This is a genomic window from Sphaerisporangium perillae (genome assembly GCF_023276435.1).
Taxonomy (GTDB): Bacteria; Actinomycetota; Actinomycetes; order Streptosporangiales; family Streptosporangiaceae; genus Sphaerisporangium; species Sphaerisporangium perillae.
The window spans coordinates 44,498-66,136 of the sequence record NZ_JALLPO010000015.1 but is presented as its reverse complement, the minus strand read 5'-3'; the positions used below and the strand labels follow the sequence as shown (position 1 = coordinate 66,136).

The window sequence follows — 21,639 nt, the reverse complement described above, 5'->3', positions numbered from 1 at the left end:
TACTGACGGGCACAGCGTGCCACCGGTGCTGGGGGCCTTGGCGGCCTGGAGCTGGCGGCTCATCGTCATCGGCGTGGTGATCTACTTCACCGCCCAGATCATCGTCCGCCTCAGCTTCGTGGCGCTGCCGATAGCGATCGCGCTACTGCTGACCGCCCTGCTCTTCCCGCTCACCGACCGGCTGCGCAAGGCGGGGCTGCGTCCCATCTGGGCGACGTGGATCACCATGTTGTTCGCGCTCGCCATCCTGGTCGCCGTCGGCTTCATCATCGGCACGCGGGCCAACGACGAGTTCCCCGGCCTCCTCGAGCAGATCCAAAAGACCACCCGCGACGTCCAGGGCTGGCTGCTGACCGGGCCGTTCCACCTCAAAGAGGCCCAGCTCACCGACATGATGGACGAGGTCATCCGGCAGCTCAACGCGCAGCGCAGCGCGATCACCAGCACGCTGCTGTCGACGGCCGCGGTCTTCATCGAGGTGCTCACCTCGATCGTCCTGCTGCTGTTCATCACCTTCTTCATGCTCAAGGACGGCGACCGCATCTGGGCGTGGTTCCTGCGCGCCTTCGGCTCGGCCGCGCCCCGGGTCGACCGGGCGGGCCGCGCCGCCTGGCACACCCTCTCGCAGTACATCCACGGCACGGTCATCGTGGCCGCCATCCACGGCGTCATCATCGGCATCGTGCTGTTCGCCATGGGAGTGCCGCTGTGGGCGCCGCTCGCGGTGCTGATCTTCCTGGCGAGCTTCATCCCGATCGTCGGCATCTTCATCGCCGGCGGCCTGGCCGCGCTGGTGACGCTCGGGGCCAAGGGGCCGATCCTCGCCCTGGTCTTCCTCGGCATCCTCCTGGTCGAACAGCAACTGGAGAACCACGTGCTCCAGCCGATGATCGTCGGGCGGGCCGTGAAGTTCCACCCTCTCGCGATCATCCTGGTGCTGGCGATCGGAGGAATCCTCGGCGGCATCGCGGGCGCGGCGATCGCGGTGCCCATCGCGGCCGTGGTCTACCGTGCCGTGCCTGAGCTGCGCAAGAAGCCACCTGAGCTGCCTCCCGCCGCTCCCCAGGGGCCACCGCCAGAAGGGCCGCCCGCGACACCTGAACGGCCCGGCCCCTCCGGCGACCGCGCGACCGGCGCGGGGGAGGACGTGTCGCCGCAGCACAGCGGGTAAGGTCTCGGTTCGTGACACGTTGCACGCCCGTTCGGCCACGGCCCGCGCGAGGGCGTACCTTGAGGCTGAGGGCCGGTTCCGCGCGCCGTCCGGCAGGTGCGACGGCGTGCCGGCCGGGGTGGGCGGCCTGCCGTCCGGCAGGCGGGGTCACACCGACGTCAGCCGAGCGCGGCTCCACGACCACGAGGTGAATCCATGATCGAGGTGCTGATCCAGCGACTCGACCCCGAGCTTCCACTCCCGTCGTACGCCCACCCGGGTGACGCCGGAGCCGACCTTTACGCCGCCGAGGACGTCGAGCTGCTCCCCGGTGAGCGGGCCGTCGTGGGCACCGGCGTGGCGATCGCGCTGCCCGACGGGTACGCCGCCTTCGTCCACCCGCGTTCGGGGCTCGCGGCCCGCTTCGGCGTCACGCTGGTCAACGCGCCCGGCACGGTCGACGCCGGCTACCGCGGCGAGATCAAGGTGACGCTGCTGAACACCGACGCCAAGGACACCGTACGGTTCCGGCGCGGTGAGCGCATCGCCCAGCTCGTCGTCCAGCGGGTGGAGAAGGCAGCTTTCTACGAGGTGGAGCGGCTCCCCGGGTCGGCGCGTGGCGCCGACGGGTTCGGCTCCACCGGCCGATAAGTCGATAAGGAGTGTGAACGAAGTGTTCCGACGCCGCCGTCATGCGGGACAAGAGGAGACGGCACCGGTAACCGACGCGCCGGTTCCAGAGCGTGAGTCGGGACCATGGGACGCCGACGAGCCGCACCCCGAGACCGAGCGGGTCGACCTGGGCGGCATGCGCGTGCCCATCGGCTCCGGCTTCGAGATCCAGCTCAACGTCGCGGGGGACCAGATCGTCGGTGCCGTGGTGCTCGCCGAGGAGAGCGCCCTGCAGGTGCACGCGTTCGCCGCTCCCAAGAAGAGCGGCATCTGGGACGAGGTCCGCGCCGAGCTCTCCCGCGAGCTGACCGCCGCCGGAGGCAGCTGTGCGGAGCAGCAGGGTCCATTCGGCCCCGAGGTGGCCGCCGAGATCAAGCAGGACGGCGCCACCCAGCCCGTCCGGTTCATCGGGATCGACGGTCCCCGCTGGTTCCTGCGGGGCGTCATCAGCGGCCGTGCCATCGCCGACGCCGAGGCCGCCAAGACCCTCGAGGACGTCATCCGCGACATCGTCGTGGTCCGCGGCGAGCAGCCCATGGCGCCCAAAGAGCCGATCGAGCTGCGGCTGCCCGCCGAGGCGCGGCAGGCCGTCGAGCACCAGGCGGCCCAGGAGGGCACGCCCTCCCTCAACCCGTTCCAGCGCGGGCCTGAGATCAGCGAGATCCGCTGACGTAAGCTGCGGTCAGGACCACACGGGCCCCGAGGAGTTGAACGAGAGATGAGTACAGCAGAGCCCGTCAAACGCGGGCTGCGTGGTTTCCTGCGGCGCCTGACGACGAGCCAGGACGAGCTGGAGGCCGCGGAGCTCCAGGAGGACCTCGACCAGTACGGGGCGACACCGATCGCCTCGTGCGGCCAGCGGAGAAGGTTCTGCGTGGCGGGCACGCTCCGGACGGTGACGCTGCGCCCCCGGGGCGGCGTGCCTTCCCTGGAGGCCGAGCTGTACGACGGGTCGGACGTGATCGACCTGGTCTGGCTGGGCCGGCGCAAGATCGTCGGCATCGAGCCCGGCCGGGTGGTGCGGGCCGAAGGGCTCGTCAGCGTTCAGGACGGCCGTAAGGTGATGTTCAACCCTCGCTACGAGCTGCGGCCGGCGAGCGGCCAGTGACCACGGTTCCCCCAGGCGAGGAGACCAATGAGCATGCACCCGCGAGACGGCGCGAGCAGTCCGGCGACCACGGCCGGGCCGGCGGTCGCGATGGGAGCACGCCCGTGAGCGCCTCCGCCGAGGTGGCACGCGAAGAGGCCGCCCACGACACCGTCGAAGCCGCCATCCGCACGCAGCTCGCGAAGGCTCTTGGCGGCGTGCGGGGCATCATCGAGGCCGCCGTGCCGACGGTGGCCTTCACGATCAGCTGGATCGTCACCGAGCAACTGAAGACGTCGCTGATCATCAGCATCGGCATGGCGGTGCTGCTCCTGCTGGTGCGGCTGGCGCAGCGCTCCACACCGCAGTTCGTGATCAACAGCCTCGTCGGCATCGGCATCGGCGCGTTCTTCGCCACCCGCACCGGCGAGGCCAAGGACGTCTTCATGCCGGGCATCATCTACAACGCGGCCTACGCCGCCGGCATGGTGCTGTCCATCGCGGTCCGCTGGCCGGTGGTCGGCTTCCTCATCGGCTCGGTGACCGGCGACCCGACCGGGTGGCGGCAGGACCCCGGCATCGTCCGGCTCTGCTCGCGGCTGACCTGGCTGCTGATCCTCCCGTGCCTGCTGCGGGTGGTCGTGCAGCTGCCGCTCTACTACGCCGACCAGGTCGCCGCCCTCGGGGTGGCGAAGGTCGCGCTCGGCTGGCCCGTCCAGGTCGCCGCGCTCGCCGCCATGGTGTGGGTGCTGGCCCGGGGCAGGACACCGATCTCGCAGGGCTCGCCCAACCCCGGCACCTGACCGCGCCGGCCTTCCGCGACGAGAAACGGCCGCGCCCCCCAGCGGGGGCGCGGCCGTTCTGATTCAAGGGTGGCCTGGGCGCTCACGCCCGGATGGACCCGGCGCTCGCATGGACGCGGCGCTCGGGACCGGACGGGACCGGGGAGTGCCGGGTCAGTGGGGGGCGAGAAGGTGCGCCAGCTCCTCCTCGACCTCCTGGTTGGCCACGAACAGCAGCTCGTCGCCGGCCTCCAGAGGGTCGTCGTCGGAAGGCACCAGCACACGGCCCTCGCGCAGGATCGCCACCAGGGCGGAGTCCGGCGGCCACGGCACCGAGCCGGCCCGCTGGCCGACGACGGGCGCGTCCTCGGGAAGGGTGAGCTCCACCAGGTTGGCCTGGCCCTGCCGGAAGGTCATCAGCCGGACCAGGTCGCCCACGCTGACCGCCTCCTCGACCAGGGCCGAGAGCAGGCGCGGCGTGGAGACCGCGACGTCCACGCCCCAGGACTCGTTGAACAGCCACTCGTTCTTCGGGTGGTTGATGCGGGCCACCACCCGCGGGACGCCGTACTCGGTCTTGGCCAGCAGCGAGACGACCAGGTTGACCTTGTCGTCGCCGGTCGCGGCGATCACCACGTGGCAGGCGTTCAGCCCGGCCTCGTCCAGGGAGGAGATCTCGCAGGCGTCCGCGAGCAGCCACTCCGCGCGCGGCACACTGTCGATCTTGATGGCCGAGGGGTCGACGTCGATGAGCAGGACCTCGTGGCCGTTCTCCAGCAGCTCCGCGGCGATGGACCGGCCGACCGCCCCCGCGCCCGCGATGGTGACGCGCATCAGTGGGACTCCTCCTCGGGTGCGGCGGACAGCACCTTGTTGATCCGGTCCATGTCGTTGTCGGCGGCGATCACGTGGAGGATGTCGCCCTCCTGAAGCACCGTCTCCCCCTTCTTGGGGATCAGGGCCTCGCCCATGCGGTTGAGGAAGGCGACGCGGGTGGCCGCGGTCTCCTCCAGCTGGCTGATGCGGATGCCGATCCACCCCGGGTGGTAGGCCACCTCGGCGAGCGTCACGGCGCCGGTCGGGTCGCGCCACAGCGGCTCGGCGCCCTCGGGGAGCACCCGCCGCAGGATCTGGTCGGCCGTCCACCGGACGGTCGCCACCGTCGGGATGCCGAGGCGCTGGTAGACCTCGGCGCGCCGCGAGTCGTAGATGCGGGCGACCACGTTGTCCACACCGAACGTCTCGCGCGCGACGCGCGCGGAGATGATGTTGGAGTTGTCGCCGCTGCTCACCGCGACGTACGCGGCGGCCGACTCGATGCCGGCCTCCTCGAGGACGTCGCGGTCGAAGCCGACCCCGGTGACGCGGCGACCGCGGAAGCCGGCCCTGAGCCGCCGGAACGCCTGCGGATCCCTGTCGATGATCGCGACCGAGTGGCCGCTGTCCTCGAGGATGTGAGCCAGGGTCGAACCGACCCGGCCGCATCCCATGATGACGATGTGCATGCTCCCCCGCCGTAGGCTTTGAGGCGGCAACTCCTGGACCTTATACAGCTACCAGCCCAAGTATGGCCGGTTCTGGGAGCGCCATGTGATGCGCACCTCGCTTGAGGACTAGCATCGTCACTCGTGGTGAAGGTTGCGGATCTGGTCAAGCGACTACTAGTGGGGCGCGCTTTGCGGAGCGCGCAGGCCCACGAGCAGTTGCTGCCCAAGCGCATCGCCCTGCCGGTGTTCGCCAGCGACGCGCTCTCCTCGGTGGCGTACGCCCCGCAGGAGATCCTGATCACGCTCGGCATCGCCGGCATCGCGGCCTACCACTTCACCCCCTGGATCGCGCTCGCGGTCGTCGTGATCCTGCTGACGGTCGTCGCCTCCTACCGGCAGAACGTGCGGGCGTACACCAGCGGCGGCGGCGACTTCGAGGTGGCCACCGAGAACCTCGGGTCGAACCAGGGCCTGGTCGTCGCGAGCGCCCTCATGGTCGACTACGTGCTCACCGTCGCGGTGTCGGTCTCCTCCGGCGTGGAGAACCTCGGCGCGGCGCTCCCCTTCCTGGCCCAGCACAAGGTCACCGCGGCGATCCTGATCGTCGCCCTGCTGACCGTCATGAACCTGCGGGGCATCAGGGAGTCGGGCCTGGCGTTCGCCATCCCCACCTACGCCTTCATGGCGAGCGTCTTCGGCCTGATGATCTGGGGCGCGGTGCGCATGGCGCTCGGCGCCGACCTGAAAGCCCCGACGGCCGACTACACGGTCACCGGCGAGAGCGTCGGCATCGGCGGCTTCGCCCTGATCTTCCTGCTGCTGCGCGCCTTCTCTTCCGGCTGCGCCGCGCTGACCGGAGTCGAGGCGATCAGCAACGGCGTGCCGGCCTTCAAGAAGCCCAAGGGCAAGAACGCCGCCAACACGCTGCTCGCGCTCGGCGTGCTGGCCGCGACGATGTTCGCCGGCATCACCGCCCTGGCGTACATCACGGGGGCCAAGTTCGCCGACCCTTCGGTGGGCAGCACGCTCATCGACAGGGCCGGGCATGTCGTGACGCACCCCGCGCCGGTGATCGCGCAGGTCGCCCAGACGGTCTTCAGCAACTTCACCCCCGCCTTCTACTTCGTGACCGCGATGACCGCGCTGATCCTGGTGCTGGCCGCCAACACCGCCTTCAACGGCTTCCCGGTGCTGGCCTCGGTGCTCGCGCAGAACCGCTACCTGCCGCGCCAGCTGCACACGCGCGGCGACCGCCTGGCCTTCAGCAACGGCATCGTCATCCTCGCCACCATGGCCGGGCTGCTGATCTACGCCTTCAACGCCGAGACGACCCGCCTCGTCCAGCTGTACATCGTCGGCGTGTTCGTGTCCTTCACGATCAGCCAGATCGGCATGGTCCGGCACTGGAACCGGCTGCTGGCCACCGAGGAGGATCCCAAGAAGCGCGCGCAGATGCGGCGGTCCCGGCTGATCAACGCCTTCGGCGCCATGGTGACCGGCCTGGTGCTGATCGTCGTGCTCATCACGAAGTTCACCCACGGCGCCTGGATCGCCTGCGCCGCCATGGCCGTGCTGTTCATGATGATGCGCGGAATCAGGCGCCACTACGACAACGTGTCCGCCGAACTGGCCATGCCCGAGGACCAGCAGGTCGACGAGTCGATGCTGCCGGCCAGGAACCACGCCATCGTCCTGCTGTCCAAGATCCACAAGCCGACGCTGCGGGCCCTGTCGTACGCCCGGGCCACCCGTCCCTCCACACTGGAGGCGATCAGCGTCGCGGTCGACCCCGACGAGGCCAGGGAACTCCAGCGCGAATGGGAGGAGCGGGGCATCCCCGTCCCCCTGAAGATCCTCGACTCGCCCTACCGCGAGATCACCCGGCCGGTGCTCGAGTACGTCAAGAAGCTGCGCCGCCGTTCCCCCCGTGACGTCGTCACCGTGTTCATCCCCGAGTATGTCGTGGGCCACTGGTGGGAACATCTGCTTCACAACCAGAGCGCGTTGCGGCTGAAGGGCCGCCTGCTCTTCCAGCCCGGCGTGATGGTCACCAGCGTGCCCTGGCAGCTGCACTCCTCCGACCGGCTCAAGGGCCGACCGGAGTCGTTCGCCCCCGGCTCGGTACGCCGGCCGTACGCTGTAGCACGTAAGGATGACCAGGTCAAGACGTGAGCGGGGGGACCGGAGTGCCGATCGAACTCAACGTTGAGCGCGTCGCCAACGGTGGATGGTGCGTCGCCAGACACGAAGGGCGCGTGGTCTTCGTCCGTCACGCCCTGCCTGGCGAGCGCGTTCTCGCCGAGGTCACCGAGGAGACCACCCGGTTCCTGCGGGCCGACGCCGTCGAGATCCTCGACGCCTCACCCGACCGCGTCACGCCGCCGTGCCCGTTCGCCGGCCCCGGCCGCTGCGGCGGGTGCGACTGGCAGCACGCCTCCCTGAGCGCCCAGCGCCGCTTCAAGGGCGAGGTCGTCGCCGAACAGCTCCAGCGGCTCGCCGGCATCGACATGAAGGTCGACGTCGAGGAGGTCCCCGGGTCACCCCACGGGCTCGGCTGGCGCACCCGCGTCCAGTTCGCCGTGACCCCCGACGGCGTGCCCGGCCTGCGCCGCCACCGCTCCCACGAGATCGAGCCGGTCGACGCCTGCCTGATCGCCCACGACGAGGTCGAGCGGCTGGGCGTCGAGCGCAGGAACTGGCGCGGCGCCTCCAGCGTGGAGGCGATAGCCACCTCCACGGGGGAGCGGGCGGTCGTCGTCTCTCCCAAACCCCACCGCACGGTCGCCGTGCCCGACCTCGGCGCGGAGGCGTACGTCCTGGTCGACGAGGGCCGGGGCCACGCGCGCGCTGTCCGGGGCCGCACCGCGCTCACCGAGCGGGCCGGCGGCCGCGACTTCCAGGTGACCGGCAGCGGCTTCTGGCAGGTCCACCCGGGCGCGCCCGCCGTGCTCCTCGACGCGGTCCTGGAGTTCGCCGCGATACGCCCCGGCGACTGGGCGCTCGACCTCTACTGCGGCGTCGGCCTGTTCGCGGCCGGCCTCGCCGAGGCCACCGGTCCCGAGGGCGCGGTCCTCGGCATCGAGTCCGACACGCGCGCCGTGCAGGACGCCCGCCACAACCTGCGCGACCTGCCGCAGGCGAAGGTCGAGCGCGGCCGGGTCGAGGACGCCCTCGACCGGCTCGGCGTCGAACGGGCCGACGTGGTGGTGGCCGACCCGCCGCGCACCGGGCTCGGCCGTGACGTGGTCGCCCGGATCACCGCCCTGGACGCCGCCCGCATCGTCTACGTCTCCTGCGACCCGGCCACCCTCGCCCGCGACCTCGCCTGGTTCGCCGAACGCGGCTACCCGACCGTCGACCTACGCGCCTTCGACGCCTTCCCGATGACCCACCATGTCGAGACCGTCGTCCTCCTGGTCAAGGACGTCACCTAGCGGCAGGCCCCGGCAACTGGGCGGCGGGCGGGTAAGGGTGGCCGCTGTTGCCGTGTGTGCTGGGAGTTGCCGAGTGGGTGACGGCGAGATCGGCCCACCCGTTGCGCACTTCCGTGGTCCGACGCCTGGTGCCCACCCGGCATTAGGCCATGCCTTGGAGGCGAGAGCGGTGGCCACTGCCACCATGTCCGCCAGGTGGGTGATCTGCATCTATCCATCGCCGGGTGGACCATTCCCCGGCGTGTAGGCCGGGGTGTCCCCCGGTCTCCGCCGGAGTGAGCCCACCCTCGGACGGATGGCGCCACTCTTCGCCTGGTGGGTGCATGTCCATCAGGCGCCGCGTCGGCCGCGATCTCGGCGGTGCGCAGTTCGCGCGACTGTGCGGTGGGAACAACGGCACCGAGGGCGGGGAGGCCTGCGTCGAGATCGCGGCGATTCCTGGCACGGAGGACGCCTTCGCGCTCCGTGACAGCAAGAACCCGGATGCCGGGACACTCCGGTTCACCGGTAGCGAGCTCCGCGCCGCCGGTATGAGCACCATCTAGCGGTAGCGCGGCACCATCACCGTAGGCGGCCCCTGCCCGCTGGGGACAGGCAGGGACCGCCCGCTGAATGTACGTCTGGAGCACCATGCATTTTCATGCCTACTCCTGGACGGGGCCGGGAGAGGAGCAGAGCCGCGAGGGTGAACGACGTCCCTCGCACCCGGAGTTCCGGACGTCGGCGCTGCCTCCGATGCGGACCTGCGACTGGCTGCTGAAGCCCGCCGGCCGGATCGACGCCTCTCCCGCGACCGTCGCCGACGCGCTGGACTGGCTGGCCGGACGCTATCGGGCCGCCGAACCGTCGTTCCTGGACCCGGCGAGCGAGGCGCGCATCGGCCTGGACTTCCGGCTGAAGGGCGCGGAGGAGTCCCTCGTCCATGGCGTCGACGTCCAGTGGGGCATCTGGCTGCGGGCGGGCCGTTACGTCACTCTCGCCGTCATCTGCTGTTCCCCCAACCTGCACGCCGATCGCGCCTGCCCCGTGCGCTAGCCGTGACGGGCCGCTAAATCACGCGCGAGCCATGACGGGCCGCTGGATCACGGGCGAGCCGTGACGGGCTCGTCCCAGTCGATCACGTAGCGCTGTTCCGGGCCGACGCTCTTCTCCGGGGCCATGACGGTCTTCATCATGATCGGCATGAGCAGTGGCATCACGGCTCTGGTCAGCGGGCCGGGGGCCTTGGCGTGGTTGATCCTCGCGGCGCGTGCCGCGACCTTCTCCACCCTGGGACGGCGCAGGCGTTCGTAGGTGGCGAAGGCGGATTCCGCGTCGGGCAGGTCGCGCAGGCAGCGGGCGATCTGGACCGCGCTCTCGATGGCCAGCGAGGCTCCCTGGCCGGAGCTGTTGGACGGCGCGTGCGCGGCGTCCCCGACCAGCGCCATCCGGCCGCGATGCCAGTGCGGGAGGCTCGGCATGATGTGCAGGGACCCGAGGACGTGCAGCCGGTCAGGGCTGGTGTGCCGGACGAGATCGGCGCCGGGGTCGTCGTCGGCGTAGGCCTCGCGCAGTGTGCGCAGCCACTCGGCGGCCGGGATCCGGCGGGCCTCCGCCAAGGTCAGTGGCCTGTCCTGGGGCAGGTTGGCGCCCCACTCCGTCCCGCCGCCGGGGTGCGGCCGGTAGAGGTAGTAGCCGCGCCTGCCGAAGGCGTAGATCATGGTGGCGGGATCCTCCGGCACGTCGAAGTCGGCGATGGCCTCGAAGCCGAGCAGGCCGGTGTGGCGAGGGCTGGGCGCGTCCGGGTCGATCAGCGTCCGGACGGTGGAGCGGATGCCGTCGGCGCCGATGAGGATGTCGGCGGTGGCCGTACCGCCGTCGGTGAACCGCGCGGTGATGCCGGAGGCGGTCTCCTCCACGCCCACCAGGCGCTTGCCGTGCTCGATCCGGACGCCCTGCGCCACCGCGCGGTCGTGCAGGGCGCGGTGCAGGTCGGCACGCCACACGAGCTGCAGCGGCGGAAGCCCGGGCAGTGCGGGAACCTCGCCGAGCCGCCTGCGGCCGACCGTCATGACCATCCCCGGCATCGGCCTGGCGACGGCGAGCACGGCGTCCTCGGCGTCGATCGCTCGCAGCGCGGCGAGCCCGTTCGGCGCGATACCGAGCGAGCCGCCGACACCGTCGGCCGTGGTGGGGTAGGCCTCGTAGACGGTGGCCTCGATGCCGGCCCTGCGTAACGCCATCCCCGCGACGGGCCCGGCGACGCCGCCGCCGATGACCAGTGCGGTCTTCACCTTGTTCATGTCCGGTCCTCTCTGAACTCCTCGCGCGCCCGTTCGTAGGCCGGGTCCTTGAGCGAATCGATGAGCTTGGCGACGAATCGGTGCTCGGCCTCCAGCACGGCGAGCCGGTACTCCTCCTCGGCCAGGAACACCCACAGCACGTTGTCCTCGGCGGCCTTGCTCAGTACGCCCCGGATCTCCTCGGCCTGTTCGGTCAAGGTCGCGAGGCGGCGACCGAGCAGCTCGACCGACTCGGCGGGGGAGAGCACGATCAGCAGCGACAGGGCGACCCCGAAGTGCGGGTACTCCTCACGCGGCTGGGCGACCAGCTCGCGCATCCAGTCGTAGAGCTCCGCCCGGCCCTCCTCCGTGATCCCGTAGATGGTGCGCTCCGGGCGCTGGGTGTCGCGCACGGTCTCCTGCTCGACGACGAACCCGGCTTTGCGCAGCTGCTCCACCACCATGTACAGGGAGCCGCGGTTGTACTTGATGTTGCGGTCCTTGCCGTGCTCCTTGAGCCGCCGCCCCAGCTCGTAGGGGTGCATCGGCTCGACCATCAGGTACGCGAGCACGGCCAGAGCCAGCGGATTGGCGACCTTGCGCCGTATCGCCACGATGGCCTCCCTCCTATAGTCAGTCTCAAGTATCCACACCTGATTAGTTGAAATCAACTATAAACCTCAGGCGGATTTCAGCACGCTGCGGGGGAGCGTTCGCCGGTCGGCCGCCGTACGGTGGCGTCGGCATCGCCGTACTCCTTCTCGCCGTCGCGGCGCCCGTTACGCGAGTGCCATGCCCCGTGGAAGATGGTCGGGCGGCGGTTCCCTGGTGGGGGTGCAGGCGGGTTCGGGGGGCTTTACCGGCCTTTGACGTGCGGTTTCTTATCCTTCCGGCATGTCGCGATGGGTGGGGAGCAATGGGTATGAGGTCGAGCCGATCAGGCTTGATGGGCGGACGTTGTTGCGGGTGCGGCAGCACGGGATTCTGATCGCCTATTGCCGCTCGGTCGCCGAAGTCATGAAATATGTGGATCTAGAGGAGCTCGTCGAGCTGGTCACCCTGCCATCTGCGGCGGGTCGGCCTCGCGGGTGACGTCCTCGGGGGACTTGTCGTCGCGCAGGCCCCGCCAGGACGGGTGACGCAGCCGTCCGTCGTGGGTCCACTCCGCGTACTGGACCTCCCCGACCAGCACCGGGTCGACCCAGTGGGCGTCCCTGGCCTGCTCGCGCGGCACCGGGTCGTCGAACGGCGCGGTGGGCCGTTCCAGGGGCGCGAGGATGTCGCCCAGCTCGCGCAACGTCTCCTCGGTGAACCCGGTGCCCACGTTGCCCGCGTACATCAGCCGGCCTCCCTGGTGGACGCCGAGCAGCAGCGATCCGATCGTGGAGGACCGGCGGCCCCGTCCGGGCGTCCAGCCGCCGATGACGACCTCCTGGGCCCGGAAGTTCTTGACCTTCGTCCACTCCGGGGACCTGCGGCCGGGGCGGTAGGGCGACTGCAGCCGCTTGGCGACGATGCCCTCCATGCCGAGCTGCCGGCTCAGCTCCAGGGCGTGGGCGCCGTCGTCGTGGAACCAGGCGGGGACCTGCCAGCGGGCGCCCGCGCTCACGATGCCCTCCAGCAGTTCTCTGCGCTGGACGTAGGGCAGGTTGATCGAGGACTCCGTGCCGACGTGCAGGATGTCGAAGAGCATGAACGTCACCGGGATCGTCTGCGCGAGCTTGCGGACGCGCTCCTCGCGCCGCTGGTGCATCCGGGGCTGCAGGGCCGAGAAGCTCGGCCGGCCGGCCTCGTCGAAGGCGACGATCTCTCCGTCGAGTACGACGTCGTGGCCCCCGACCGCGCCGGCCAGCGGGTACAGCTCGGGGTAGGCGACCGTGACCTCCTTGCCGTTGCGCGAGATCAGCCGGAGCGCGGAGTTCTCGATGTAGGCGAGGGCCCGCACGCCGTCCCACTTCATCTCGTGCCCCCATGCGGCGTCCTCTCCCGGCGGTGGGAGCGGCCCTGACTGGGCGAGCATCGGCGTATAGGCAGGAAGTCCCCCCATGGGCGTTTTCTTACCCGCCGAGGGGGTGCGTACGAACCCCTGGACCACCCCGAAGATTTCTCAGGAGATGTCGAGATAATGGGCTTATGAGATTAAGGATCTTCACCGAGCCGCAGTACGGAGCCAGCTACGAGGACCAACTCCACGTGGCCCAGGCCGCTGAGCGGCTCGGATTCGACGCTTTCTTCCGTTCCGACCACTACCTGACCATGGGTGAGGGGAACCCGGAGCCGGGACCGACCGACTCCTGGGTGACGCTGGCGGCGCTCGCCCGCGAGACGCGGACGATCCGCCTCGGCACGCTCGTCACGGCGGCGACCTTCCGGCTGCCCGGCCCGCTGGCGATCAGCGTCGCCCAGGTGGACCAGATGAGCGGGGGGCGGATCGAGTTCGGGTTCGGCACAGGCTGGTTCGACGCCGAGCACAAGGCGTACGGCATCCCCTTCCCGCCGCTCGGCGAGCGGTTCGCCCGCTTCGAGGAGCAGCTGGAGATCATCACGGGACTGTGGACCGCGGCGCCGGGGGAGACCTTCTCCTTCGAGGGCGCCTACTACCGCGTCGCGGACTCCCCGGCGCTGCCCAAGCCCGCCCAGAGCCCGCGCCCGCCGGTGATCATCGGTGGGACCGGCGCCAAGCGCACGCCCCGGCTGGCCGCGAGGTTCGCCGACGAGTACAACGTCCCGTTCCACGGCCTGGAGGCCACCATCGCCGCCTACGGGCGGGTGCGGGAGGCGTGTGAGGCCGCCGGCCGCGGCCCGGTCGTCCTTTCCGCCGCGCAGACGGTGTGCGTCGGCGCCGACGAGGCCGAGCTCTCCCGGCGGGCGGCGGCGATCGGCCGCGAGGTGGCCGAGCTGCGGGCGAACGGCCTGGCCGGCACGCCGGAGGAGGTCACCGACAAGATCGGCCGGTTCGGGAAGGCCGGTTGCGAGCGCATGTACCTCCAGGTTCTCGACATGTCGGACCTCGACCACCTCGAGCTGATCGCCGCGGAGGTCATGCCGCACGTCTGACCTCGCGCCCCCGGGCACGTCAAATCGGTGGCCGGTTCACCACCAATAGGGAAAGATCGGGCAGCGTGCTGCTGACCATCTCGACGACCACGCGGCCGGCCACCGATCTCGGCTTCCTGCTCCACAAGCACCCTGACCGGATCCAGGAGTTCGGCCAGTCGTTCGGCGTGGCGCGGGTGCTGTATCCCGAGGCCACCGAGGGACGCTGCACGGCCGCGCTCCTGCTCGAGGTGGACCCGGTCCGGCTGGTGCGCTCGCGCGGCCGGACCTCGCCCGACTTCAGCCTGAGCCAGTACGTCAACGACCGCCCGTACGCAGGGTCCTCGATGCTGGCCGTGGCGCTCGCGGACGTCTTCAGGACCGCGCGGACGGGACGCTGCGCCGCCAGGCCGGAGCTGGCCGCCGGGACGATCGAGCTGGAGATCACGCTGCCCTCGCTGCCCTGCCGTGGCGGCCCCGAGCGGGCGCACCGGCTGTTCGAGCCCCTCGGCTGGCAGGTGGAGGCACGGGCCGTCCCCCTGGACGAGGGATTCCCCGAATGGGGTGACTCCCGGTACGTGGGGCTCACTCTGCGCGGATCGATGCGGCTGGCCGACGCGCTGAACCAGCTCTACGTCATGCTTCCGGTGCTCGACGACGCCAAGCACTACTGGATGGCCTCCGACGAGGTCGACAAGCTGATCCGCGCGGGGGAGGGCTGGCTGGCCGCCCACCCGGAGCGGGCCTGGATCACCCGCCGCTACCTCGGCCGCCGGGGAAGCCTGACGCGGGCGGCGTTCGCCCGCCTGGCCGAGCTGGGCGACGACGTCGAGGAGACCCTGGAACCCCCCGTCGAGGAGGAGCCGGGCGATCCCGCCCCACCACCCTCGGCCCCGGACGCCGTAGCACCTTCCGGCACGGAGGCCCTGGAGCCGTCCGGCACGGAGGCCGTGGAGCAGTCCGCACCGGGTGCGCCCGATCGTGCCGCCCAGGACCCCGCGGAGCGTTCCGGACGAGAGGAAGCGGAGCGTCCAGGCGCGGAGGCGGGGGCGCGGCCCTCGCTCAGCCTGCGGCGCAGGGAGGCGGTCGTCGCGGCGCTGGCCGAGGCCGGCGCGCGCACCGTCATCGACCTCGGCTGCGGCTCCGGGCAGCTCGTCGGCGAGCTGCTGGCGAACCCCGAGATCACCAAGGTCACCGGCGTGGACGTCTCCGCCCGCGCCCTGGCCCTGGCCGCCCGCCGCCTGAGGCTCGACCGGATGCCGGAGGCGCGCAGGGCCAGGCTGGAGCTGTTCCAGGGAGCCCTGACCTACACCGACGAGCGGTTCGCCGGGTACGACGCCGCCGTGCTGATGGAGGTCGTCGAGCACGTCGACCCGCCCCGGCTGCCCGCCCTCGAGCGGGTGGTCTTCGGCACGGCCCGGCCCCGCGTGGTGGTGGTGACGACGCCGAACGTCGAGTACAACGTCCGCTACGAGTCCTTGACCGGAATGCGGCACCCCGACCACCGCTTCGAGTGGACCCGCGCGGAATTCGCCGCGTGGGCGGAGGGCGTCTGCCGGGAGTACGGCTACCGCGTGACGTACCGGCCGATCGGCGAAGAGGACCCCGAGCTGGGCCCGCCGACGCAGATGGGGGTGTTCGGCCGTGACTGAGATCGGCCTGCCGGTGCTGTCGCTGGTCCTGCTGGTAGGGGTGTCGGGGAGCGGCAAGTCGACGTTCGCCCGCGAGCACTTCCTGCCGACCCAGGTGATCTCCTCGGACTTCTGCCGGGGCCTGGTCGCCGACGACGAGAACGACCAGGAGGCGACGCCGGACGCCTTCGACGTGCTGCACTACATCGTCGGCACCCGCCTGCGGCGCGGCCTTTTCACGGTCGTGGACGCCACGAACGTCCAGTGGGAGGCGCGCAAGAAGCTCGTCGAACTCGGCAAGAGCCACGACGTGCTCGTGGAGGCGATCGTGCTCGACGTGCCCGAGGACGTCGCGGTCGCCCGCAACGCCCTGCGTCCCGAGCGGGACTTCGGCCCCCATGTGATCACCCGGCAGCGCAAGGACCTGCGGCGATCCCTGTCGAGGATCAGCAAGGAAGGGTTCCGGCGGGTGCACGTGCTCCGCGGCGCGGAGATCGACCAGGCCACGATCACCTACGAGAAGGCGTGGACCGACCTGCGCGAGCTGACCGGCCCGTTCGACGTGATCGGCGACGTGCACGGCTGCCGCGCCGAGCTCGAAGGGCTGCTCGTCGAGCTGGGCTGGGAGCTGCGCCGCGACGAGGCCGGCCGGCCGGTCGGGGCCGCCCACCCGGAGGGCAGGACGGCCCTGTTCGTCGGCGACCTGGTCGACCGCGGGCCCGACTCGCCGGGCGTCCTGCGGCTGGTCATGGGGATGGTCGCGGCGGGGACGGCGCTGTGCGTCTGCGGCAACCACGAGAACAAGCTCGTCCGGGCGCTGAACGGCCGCAACGTCACCGTGGCGCACGGGCTCGAACGGTCCCTGGAGCAGCTCGCCCGCGAGCCGGAGGAGTTCCGCGAGGCCGCCCGGGCCTTCATGGACGGGCTGATCAGCCACTATCAGCTCGACGACGGCCGGCTGGTCGTGGCGCACGCGGGCCTGAAGGAGGCCTTCCACGGTCGCGCCTCCGGGCGGGTGCGCTCCTTCGCCCTCTACGGCGACACGACGGGGGAGACCGACGAGTACGGCCTGCCGGTGCGTTACCCGTGGGCGAAGGACTACCGGGGCCGCGCGATGGTCGTGTACGGCCACACGCCCGTCCCCGAGGCCGAGTGGGTCAACAACACGATCTGCGTGGACACCGGCTGCGTGTTCGGCGGGAGCCTGACCGCGCTGCGCTACCCGGAACGCGAGCTGGTGTCGGTCCCGGCGCACCAGGTCTGGTATGAGCCGATCCGCCCGCTCGCGCCCGCCCCGGCTCGCGATCCCGGGCTGCTGGACATCGGTGACGTCCAGGGCACCCGGTACGTCGAGACGCGCGCCGGCGGCAAGGTGAAGATCCGTGAGGAGAACTCCGCCGCCGCGCTGGAGATCATGAGCCGGTTCGCCGTGGACCCGCGCTGGCTCGTCTACCTGCCGCCGACCATGGCACCGCCGGAGACCTCGTCGCTGGAGGGCTACCTTGAGCACCCCGCCGAGGCGTTCGAGGAGTTCCAGCGGGCCGGTGTGGCGGAGCTGGTGTGCGAGGAGAAGCACATGGGCTCGCGTGCCGTCGCCGTACTCGCGCGCACTCCACAGGCCGCGGCGGCGCGGTTCGGGGTCGCGGACGGCGGCCGGGGCACCGTGCACACCCGCACCGGGCGCCCGTTCTTCGACGACCCGGAGCTGACCGCCGGGCTGGTGGACCGGCTCGTGGCGGCGGTGTCCGAGGCGGGTCTGTGGGAGGAGCTGGGCACCGACTGGATGGTGCTCGACGGCGAGCTGCTGCCCTGGTCGGCGAAGGCGGGCGGGCTGATCCGCGAGCAGTACGCCTCCGTCGGCGCGGCGGCCCGCGCCGCGCTTCCGCAGGCTGCGGCGGTGCTCTCGGCGGCGGCCGGGCGGGGGCTCGCGGTGGGCGAGCTGCTGGACCGGACCCGGCGGCGCCTGGACAACGCCGCCCGGTTCAGGGACGCCTACGCGCGGTACTGCTGGCCGGTGTCGGGCCTTTCGGGCATACGGTTCGCGCCGTTCCAGATCCTCGCCGTGGAGGGGCGGGCGACGGCGGCGCTGGAGCCGCACACCTGGCATCTGTCCACGCTCGCGCGGCTGGAGGGCGACCTGGTCGCCCCGACGCGGCACGTGTTCGTCTCACCCGCCTCCGAGGAGTCGCGGGCGGCGGCCACCGAGTGGTGGACGTCGCTCACCGAGGCCGGGGGCGAGGGGATGGTCGTCAAGCCCGTACATCCGGTGGCCGCGCGCGTGCAGCCGGGCGTCAAGGTGCGCGGGCGGGAGTACCTGCGCATCATCTACGGTCCCGACTACACCGAGAGCCTGGACGCGCTGCGCGGCCGTTTCCTGGGCAGGAAGCGGTCGCTGGCGCTGCGCGAGCACGCTCTCGGCATGGAGTCGCTGGCGCGGCTGGCCGGCGGCGAGCCGCTCTGGCGGATCCACGAGGCGGTCTTCGCCGTCCTCGCCCTGGAGTCCGAGCCCGTGGATCCCCGGCTGTGAGAGGCCGTCAGGGGGAGGCGGGCCGGACGGCCGGGGCCGGCAGGGGCGCGACCTCCCGCCGGAAGTACGCCGAGAGGTCCTCGCCCTGCTCGTACAGCGCGATGAGGGCGGCCAGGCACGGCTCCACCACGTCCGGGTCGGTGATGCACCGCCCGCCGAGGTGGGCGCCGGCGCCGTCGTAGAGCACCTCGTACATGAGGGCCGACTCGAAGACCAGGATCTCGGGCAGCGGGAGGGACCGCTCGTAGGAGCGGACGGCGGAGCCGGGCACCACGCGCGCCCGTTCCCCGGCCTCGGCCCGGGCGGCCAGGACGTGCAGCTCCCACTGCATGTAGGGCGTGAGCGGCGGCTCGACGACGCGGACGCGGCGGAACTCGGCGTATCCGGCGTAGTCGCGCGGCAGGGAGCCGCGCAGCTCGTCGATGAGCCGAAGGGAACGTTCCCAGTCACCCTCCGTCATCGCCACCCAGCTCGGCTCGTACGGCTCGTGGAAGACCTGGGCGCGTTCCAGCTTCCACACGATGCCGTCGGCGCTCTCGTAGGACCTCCGGAACTCCGGACCGTAGATCTCGGGGGGCATGACCGCCGCCGGCGTCTCGCGAACGCGCTCGAAAACGTGGCAATCGAGGTGATTGTCCGTCATCGGGACCATCGGTCACTCCTCGTCGTGGGGTGCGGAGCCCATGGCGGTTCGCCAGGGGGCAGGTGGCGCTGAGGTATTCGCGAAGAACGTGCGCCACCATGCCCGGACCCGCATGAGCCGAAACCCGGGAACGGCGACGGTCGGGGAAGACAGGCCGATCATGAAACGGCTGACACGGAGCGTCAAGACCCAAATCGGGGGCCGGCGCGTCGCCGGCTCCCGCCCCGCACTTCCCCCCGCTCCTATGAAGCCCGCTCTACCCGCGAGCGCGCCCGCCCCCGACGCCCGCCGTGCCCCTGGCGCGCCGTACCCGTGACGCCCGCCGCACGCCGGCGCGCGCCGTACCCGTTAACCCCGCGGGGCCGGCGGACCGCTCAGAGACGGCGCCCGAGGCGGGCGCGGTGGTGATGGCGCCGGTGGCGTGCCAGGCCGAACACGGCCAGGACGAGCCATGCCAGGAACAGCACCTTCACCACCCCGAAGACCGGTGCCAGGGAGCCGGAGACCACGGACGCGATGACGATGATCGCGAGGACGAACAGCAGGACCGGCGGCCCGCCATGGTGCCGGTGCCGGAGGTGCCCCCGGCGGGCCTCGGCCACGTGGTGGCGCCAGGCGGCCACATCTCCCGGGGACGGCGGCGCCCAGGCGCCCGGCCACCGATGCCCGCCCTCCACCGGACGGGGTCCGTGCCACGCGGGACCCACCGGCCACCCCGGACCGCCGGACCGCGCGGGACGGCCGGACGGGTCGTGAGCGCCGGACGGGCCGGGAAGGTCGGCCGTCACCTGGCGAAGGGCGCCCGCCGTGCGGGCGGCGAGGACCGCGTCGAGCCGCTCGTCGAGCTCGTCATGGGTGAGGCGGCCCTGCGCGAAGTGCTCGCGCAGGGCGGACATCACCGCGTCGCGTTCGGCGTCCCCGATCCGTAGATCATCCGGCGAGGTCATTGGGGGTCATTCCTCCGGGGTGTCGCCGTCGGCCAGGATCTGGTACAGCTTGCGCCGGGTCTCGGCGAGGATCTGCTTCGCCTGCGCGACCTGCCCGTCGCTGCCGGTCTGCGCGATCTGGAGAAGCGCCGCGGCGGCCTGGCGGGACAGGTCGAAGAGCTCGTAGACGCCCTCTTCGATGTTCGGCGTCATGTCCTCCCAGGGGGCCCGCACCTCGTCGGGGTGCTCGGCCACGTAGGCCAGACCGGCCTCGGTGAGCTGGAAGGTCTTGCGGCCCTCGGTCTCGTCGACGCGCACGAGGCCCTCGTCGGCGAGCTGCTGGAGCGCCGGGTACACCGCGCCGGGGCTGGGCTTCCAGCCGCCCTCGCTGCGCTGGGCGATCTCCTGGATGATCTGGTAGCCGTTGCGCGGCTCCTCGGCGAGCAGCGCGAGGATCGCGGCGCGGACGTCGCCGCGCTTGGCCTTGCGCCCGCCCCTGCCGAACGGCGGCCGGCCGCCTCCGAAACCGAAGCCGGGCCTGAACGGGCCTCCGCCGAAGTCCCAGACGAAGGGCCGAGGGCCGCGGCCCCGGTGGCGGCGCTCGGGGCCCTCCTCGTCATCGACGGGCGCGCCGTGGTGGTGGTGGTGTGCGTGGTGCCAGGACGCCACGGAGCCGAGGGCGCCGAGGGTCAGGTGCCTGAACGCGCGGGGGTGCCATGGGGGCCCACCCATCGCGAATGCCGTCATCTCTTCCTCCATGTGTATCGCGATCGACTTCCGACCGTTCTCGATGCTTCAACGATATATCGCGAACATTCTTAAAGACAACCCCCGAACACTGTCGAAAGGGGAACTTCGCCGTACCGTCCGCATCGCGATCGACGGCGCGATGATCACGCCTGCGAAAGGAAGTGACGCAGATCACGCCCACTCGGGAACAGACGCCGAGATCCGAGCGTTATCAGGATTCGGACGGGTCGTTCCGCTCTGAGAGGGCTGGGGGGTGCTCTTGGAGCGGAACGGTCCCGTCCTTTTTCTTCTTCCCGCCTTCTGATGTCCTGTTCGCGTGGCCGGACGCGAGGCGACACGCCGGGTGGTTGGCGCGACATATCCGTCGCATGGCAGGGAATTTGCCGTAGGGTGCCGCATCGTGATCTACGCATGATGGGGCATACGCACGCGCTGAGCGGGGCGGCGGCCTGGCTGCTGGTCGCGCCGGGGCTCGCCGCGCTGCCGACGGTGGGGGGATTCGCCGGCGACCTGACGCCGGTCGTGGCCAGCATGCTGTCCCCGGCCGAGCTGATCGCCGGGGCGCTGGTGTGCGCCGGAGCGGCGATGCTGCCCGACCTCGACCACCCGCACGCCACGATCGCCCAGACGTTCGGACCGGCCACCTGGGTGCTGAGCAAGGCGGTCAACTGGGCGAGCGGCGGCCACCGGCACGCGACCCACTCCCTGGCGTTCGCGATCGCCGCCGGCTTCGGCGCGCACCTGCTCGCCGACCGCTACCCGATCGGCCGCGACATCGTGGTCATCCTCATGATCGGGCTGGCGCTGCGCTCGATCGGCATCGGCATTCCGGGCAAGACCATCACCTCGGCGCTGGTCAACATCGGGCTCACCGCCGCGACGTTCATCATGTTCCACTCCGTCCAGGTCGGATACCTGTGGCTGGGCATCGCGATCGCGATCGGATGCCTCGCGCATGTGATCGGCGACTGCCTGACCGAGCGAGGGTGCCCGGTGCTGTGGCCGCTCCAGCACCGGTGGCTGCTGCCGTACAAGATCGGGCTCAAGACCGGCAGGGCGTTCGAGGTGAAGATTCTCGGGCCGGTGCTCTCGGTGGTCGTGATCGGGCTCTTCGCGGCGCGCCTCATACCCGCGTCCCTCTGACCCTGTTACCCAGGGGTAACTTGATGTCGAGATATGTCACCCGATATCTTGATGTCGAGACATTTGCTGCGGCCGGGTTGGTTAGGCGAACCTAACTGACAGTGGCACTC

The 21,639-nt window shown here is 71.1% G+C and carries 21 protein-coding genes; 13 read left to right on the top strand and 8 right to left on the bottom strand.

Translation table 11 applies throughout. The annotated features are described in order from the left end of the window. Positions 1-25 precede the first annotated feature (25 nt). The 5 genes from MYF83_RS16455 to MYF83_RS16435 all read left to right on the top strand — a co-directional run bounded on the left by MYF83_RS16455 (position 26) and on the right by MYF83_RS16435 (position 3,712). Positions 26-1,171: an AI-2E family transporter gene (locus MYF83_RS16455; protein WP_248961273.1), complete on the top strand. Its 1,146-nt coding sequence runs from the start codon at positions 26-28 to the stop codon at positions 1,169-1,171. Positions 1,172-1,366: 195 nt separating this feature from the next. After that, positions 1,367-1,801: a dUTP diphosphatase gene (gene dut, locus MYF83_RS16450; RefSeq protein WP_248961272.1), complete on the top strand. Its 435-nt coding sequence runs from the start codon at positions 1,367-1,369 to the stop codon at positions 1,799-1,801. A gap of 22 nt (positions 1,802-1,823) precedes the next feature. Continuing rightward, a complete protein-coding gene (locus MYF83_RS16445) occupies positions 1,824-2,492 on the top strand; it encodes a DUF3710 domain-containing protein (RefSeq protein WP_248961271.1) in 669 nt (222 codons plus the stop codon). Between the two features lie 48 nt (positions 2,493-2,540). Continuing rightward, positions 2,541-2,930 carry an OB-fold nucleic acid binding domain-containing protein gene (locus MYF83_RS16440; protein ID WP_248961270.1) on the top strand — a complete coding sequence of 130 codons (390 nt, stop codon included), beginning with the start codon at positions 2,541-2,543 and terminating at the stop codon, positions 2,928-2,930. A gap of 104 nt (positions 2,931-3,034) precedes the next feature. Continuing rightward, positions 3,035-3,712: a DUF3159 domain-containing protein gene (locus MYF83_RS16435; RefSeq protein ID WP_248961269.1), complete on the top strand. Its 678-nt coding sequence runs from the start codon at positions 3,035-3,037 to the stop codon at positions 3,710-3,712. Positions 3,713-3,865: 153 nt separating this feature from the next. Here MYF83_RS16435 and MYF83_RS16430 read toward each other — a convergent pair whose 3' ends face one another. Next, complete coding sequence (locus tag MYF83_RS16430) at positions 3,866-4,525, bottom strand: potassium channel family protein (RefSeq protein WP_248961268.1); 660 nt, start codon at positions 4,523-4,525, stop codon at positions 3,866-3,868. Next, positions 4,525-5,196, bottom strand: coding sequence for a potassium channel family protein (locus MYF83_RS16425; RefSeq protein WP_248961267.1), 672 nt, complete (start codon positions 5,194-5,196; stop codon positions 4,525-4,527). The genes MYF83_RS16430 and MYF83_RS16425 overlap by 1 nt, the downstream gene beginning before the upstream one ends. A 171-nt stretch (positions 5,197-5,367) precedes the next feature. On the opposite strand from MYF83_RS16425, the gene MYF83_RS16420 reads away from it, so the two are divergent. The 4 genes from MYF83_RS16420 (at position 5,368) to MYF83_RS16405 (ending at position 9,647) form a co-directional block, all read left to right on the top strand. Further along, positions 5,368-7,350, top strand: coding sequence for an APC family permease (locus tag MYF83_RS16420; RefSeq protein ID WP_248961266.1), 1,983 nt, complete (start codon positions 5,368-5,370; stop codon positions 7,348-7,350). Positions 7,351-7,364: 14 nt separating this feature from the next. Next, on the top strand, positions 7,365-8,612 hold the full coding sequence (locus tag MYF83_RS16415) for a class I SAM-dependent RNA methyltransferase (protein WP_248961378.1): 1,248 nt from the start codon (positions 7,365-7,367) through the stop codon (positions 8,610-8,612). 323 nt (positions 8,613-8,935) lie between these two features. Next, positions 8,936-9,157, top strand: a complete 222-nt coding sequence (locus MYF83_RS16410; protein WP_248961265.1) for a DUF397 domain-containing protein — start codon at positions 8,936-8,938, stop codon at positions 9,155-9,157. Between the two features lie 85 nt (positions 9,158-9,242). Further along, positions 9,243-9,647 carry a hypothetical protein gene (locus MYF83_RS16405; RefSeq protein WP_248961264.1) on the top strand — a complete coding sequence of 135 codons (405 nt, stop codon included), beginning with the start codon at positions 9,243-9,245 and terminating at the stop codon, positions 9,645-9,647. A 47-nt stretch (positions 9,648-9,694) separates the two neighbouring features. Here the strand turns inward: MYF83_RS16405 and MYF83_RS16400 are convergent, their stop codons facing one another. The 3 genes from MYF83_RS16400 to ligD all read right to left on the bottom strand — a co-directional run bounded on the left by MYF83_RS16400 (position 9,695) and on the right by ligD (position 12,920). After that, positions 9,695-10,894, bottom strand: coding sequence for an FAD-dependent oxidoreductase (locus MYF83_RS16400; protein WP_248961263.1), 1,200 nt, complete (start codon positions 10,892-10,894; stop codon positions 9,695-9,697). Then, positions 10,891-11,487 carry a PadR family transcriptional regulator gene (locus MYF83_RS16395; protein ID WP_248961262.1) on the bottom strand — a complete coding sequence of 199 codons (597 nt, stop codon included), beginning with the start codon at positions 11,485-11,487 and terminating at the stop codon, positions 10,891-10,893. The genes MYF83_RS16400 and MYF83_RS16395 overlap by 4 nt, the downstream gene beginning before the upstream one ends. Before the next feature lie 440 nt (positions 11,488-11,927). Continuing rightward, entirely contained in the window at positions 11,928-12,920 is a 993-nt protein-coding gene (gene ligD / locus MYF83_RS16390; protein ID WP_248961261.1) for a non-homologous end-joining DNA ligase, read from the bottom strand. A gap of 86 nt (positions 12,921-13,006) precedes the next feature. Between ligD and MYF83_RS16385 the strand changes: the two genes are divergently transcribed. The 3 genes from MYF83_RS16385 to MYF83_RS16375 all read left to right on the top strand — a co-directional run bounded on the left by MYF83_RS16385 (position 13,007) and on the right by MYF83_RS16375 (position 18,067). Further along, a complete protein-coding gene (locus MYF83_RS16385; protein ID WP_248961260.1) occupies positions 13,007-13,930 on the top strand; it encodes an LLM class F420-dependent oxidoreductase in 924 nt (307 codons plus the stop codon). A 65-nt stretch (positions 13,931-13,995) separates the two neighbouring features. Continuing rightward, positions 13,996-15,561, top strand: coding sequence for a 3' terminal RNA ribose 2'-O-methyltransferase Hen1 (locus MYF83_RS16380; protein WP_248961259.1), 1,566 nt, complete (start codon positions 13,996-13,998; stop codon positions 15,559-15,561). Further along, positions 15,554-18,067 (top strand): polynucleotide kinase-phosphatase, encoded by a 2,514-nt coding sequence (locus MYF83_RS16375; protein WP_248961258.1) that lies wholly within the window; start codon positions 15,554-15,556, stop codon positions 18,065-18,067. The genes MYF83_RS16380 and MYF83_RS16375 overlap by 8 nt, the downstream gene beginning before the upstream one ends. Before the next feature lie 7 nt (positions 18,068-18,074). Here MYF83_RS16375 and MYF83_RS16370 read toward each other — a convergent pair whose 3' ends face one another. The 3 genes from MYF83_RS16370 to MYF83_RS16360 all read right to left on the bottom strand — a co-directional run bounded on the left by MYF83_RS16370 (position 18,075) and on the right by MYF83_RS16360 (position 20,383). Then, positions 18,075-18,719, bottom strand: a complete 645-nt coding sequence (locus MYF83_RS16370) for a DUF6879 family protein (RefSeq protein WP_248961257.1) — start codon at positions 18,717-18,719, stop codon at positions 18,075-18,077. A 365-nt stretch (positions 18,720-19,084) separates the two neighbouring features. Further along, the gene (locus MYF83_RS16365) at positions 19,085-19,657 is read right to left on the bottom strand and encodes a DUF1707 SHOCT-like domain-containing protein (RefSeq protein WP_248961256.1); all 573 of its coding nucleotides are present in this window, start codon (positions 19,655-19,657) and stop codon (positions 19,085-19,087) included. A 6-nt stretch (positions 19,658-19,663) separates the two neighbouring features. Continuing rightward, on the bottom strand, positions 19,664-20,383 hold the full coding sequence (locus tag MYF83_RS16360) for a PadR family transcriptional regulator (RefSeq protein ID WP_248961255.1): 720 nt from the start codon (positions 20,381-20,383) through the stop codon (positions 19,664-19,666). A 414-nt stretch (positions 20,384-20,797) separates the two neighbouring features. Here MYF83_RS16360 and MYF83_RS16355 point away from each other — a divergent pair, with 414 nt between their 5' ends. Next, positions 20,798-21,529 carry a metal-dependent hydrolase gene (locus MYF83_RS16355; protein ID WP_248961254.1) on the top strand — a complete coding sequence of 244 codons (732 nt, stop codon included), beginning with the start codon at positions 20,798-20,800 and terminating at the stop codon, positions 21,527-21,529. Positions 21,530-21,639: the final 110 nt, after the last annotated feature.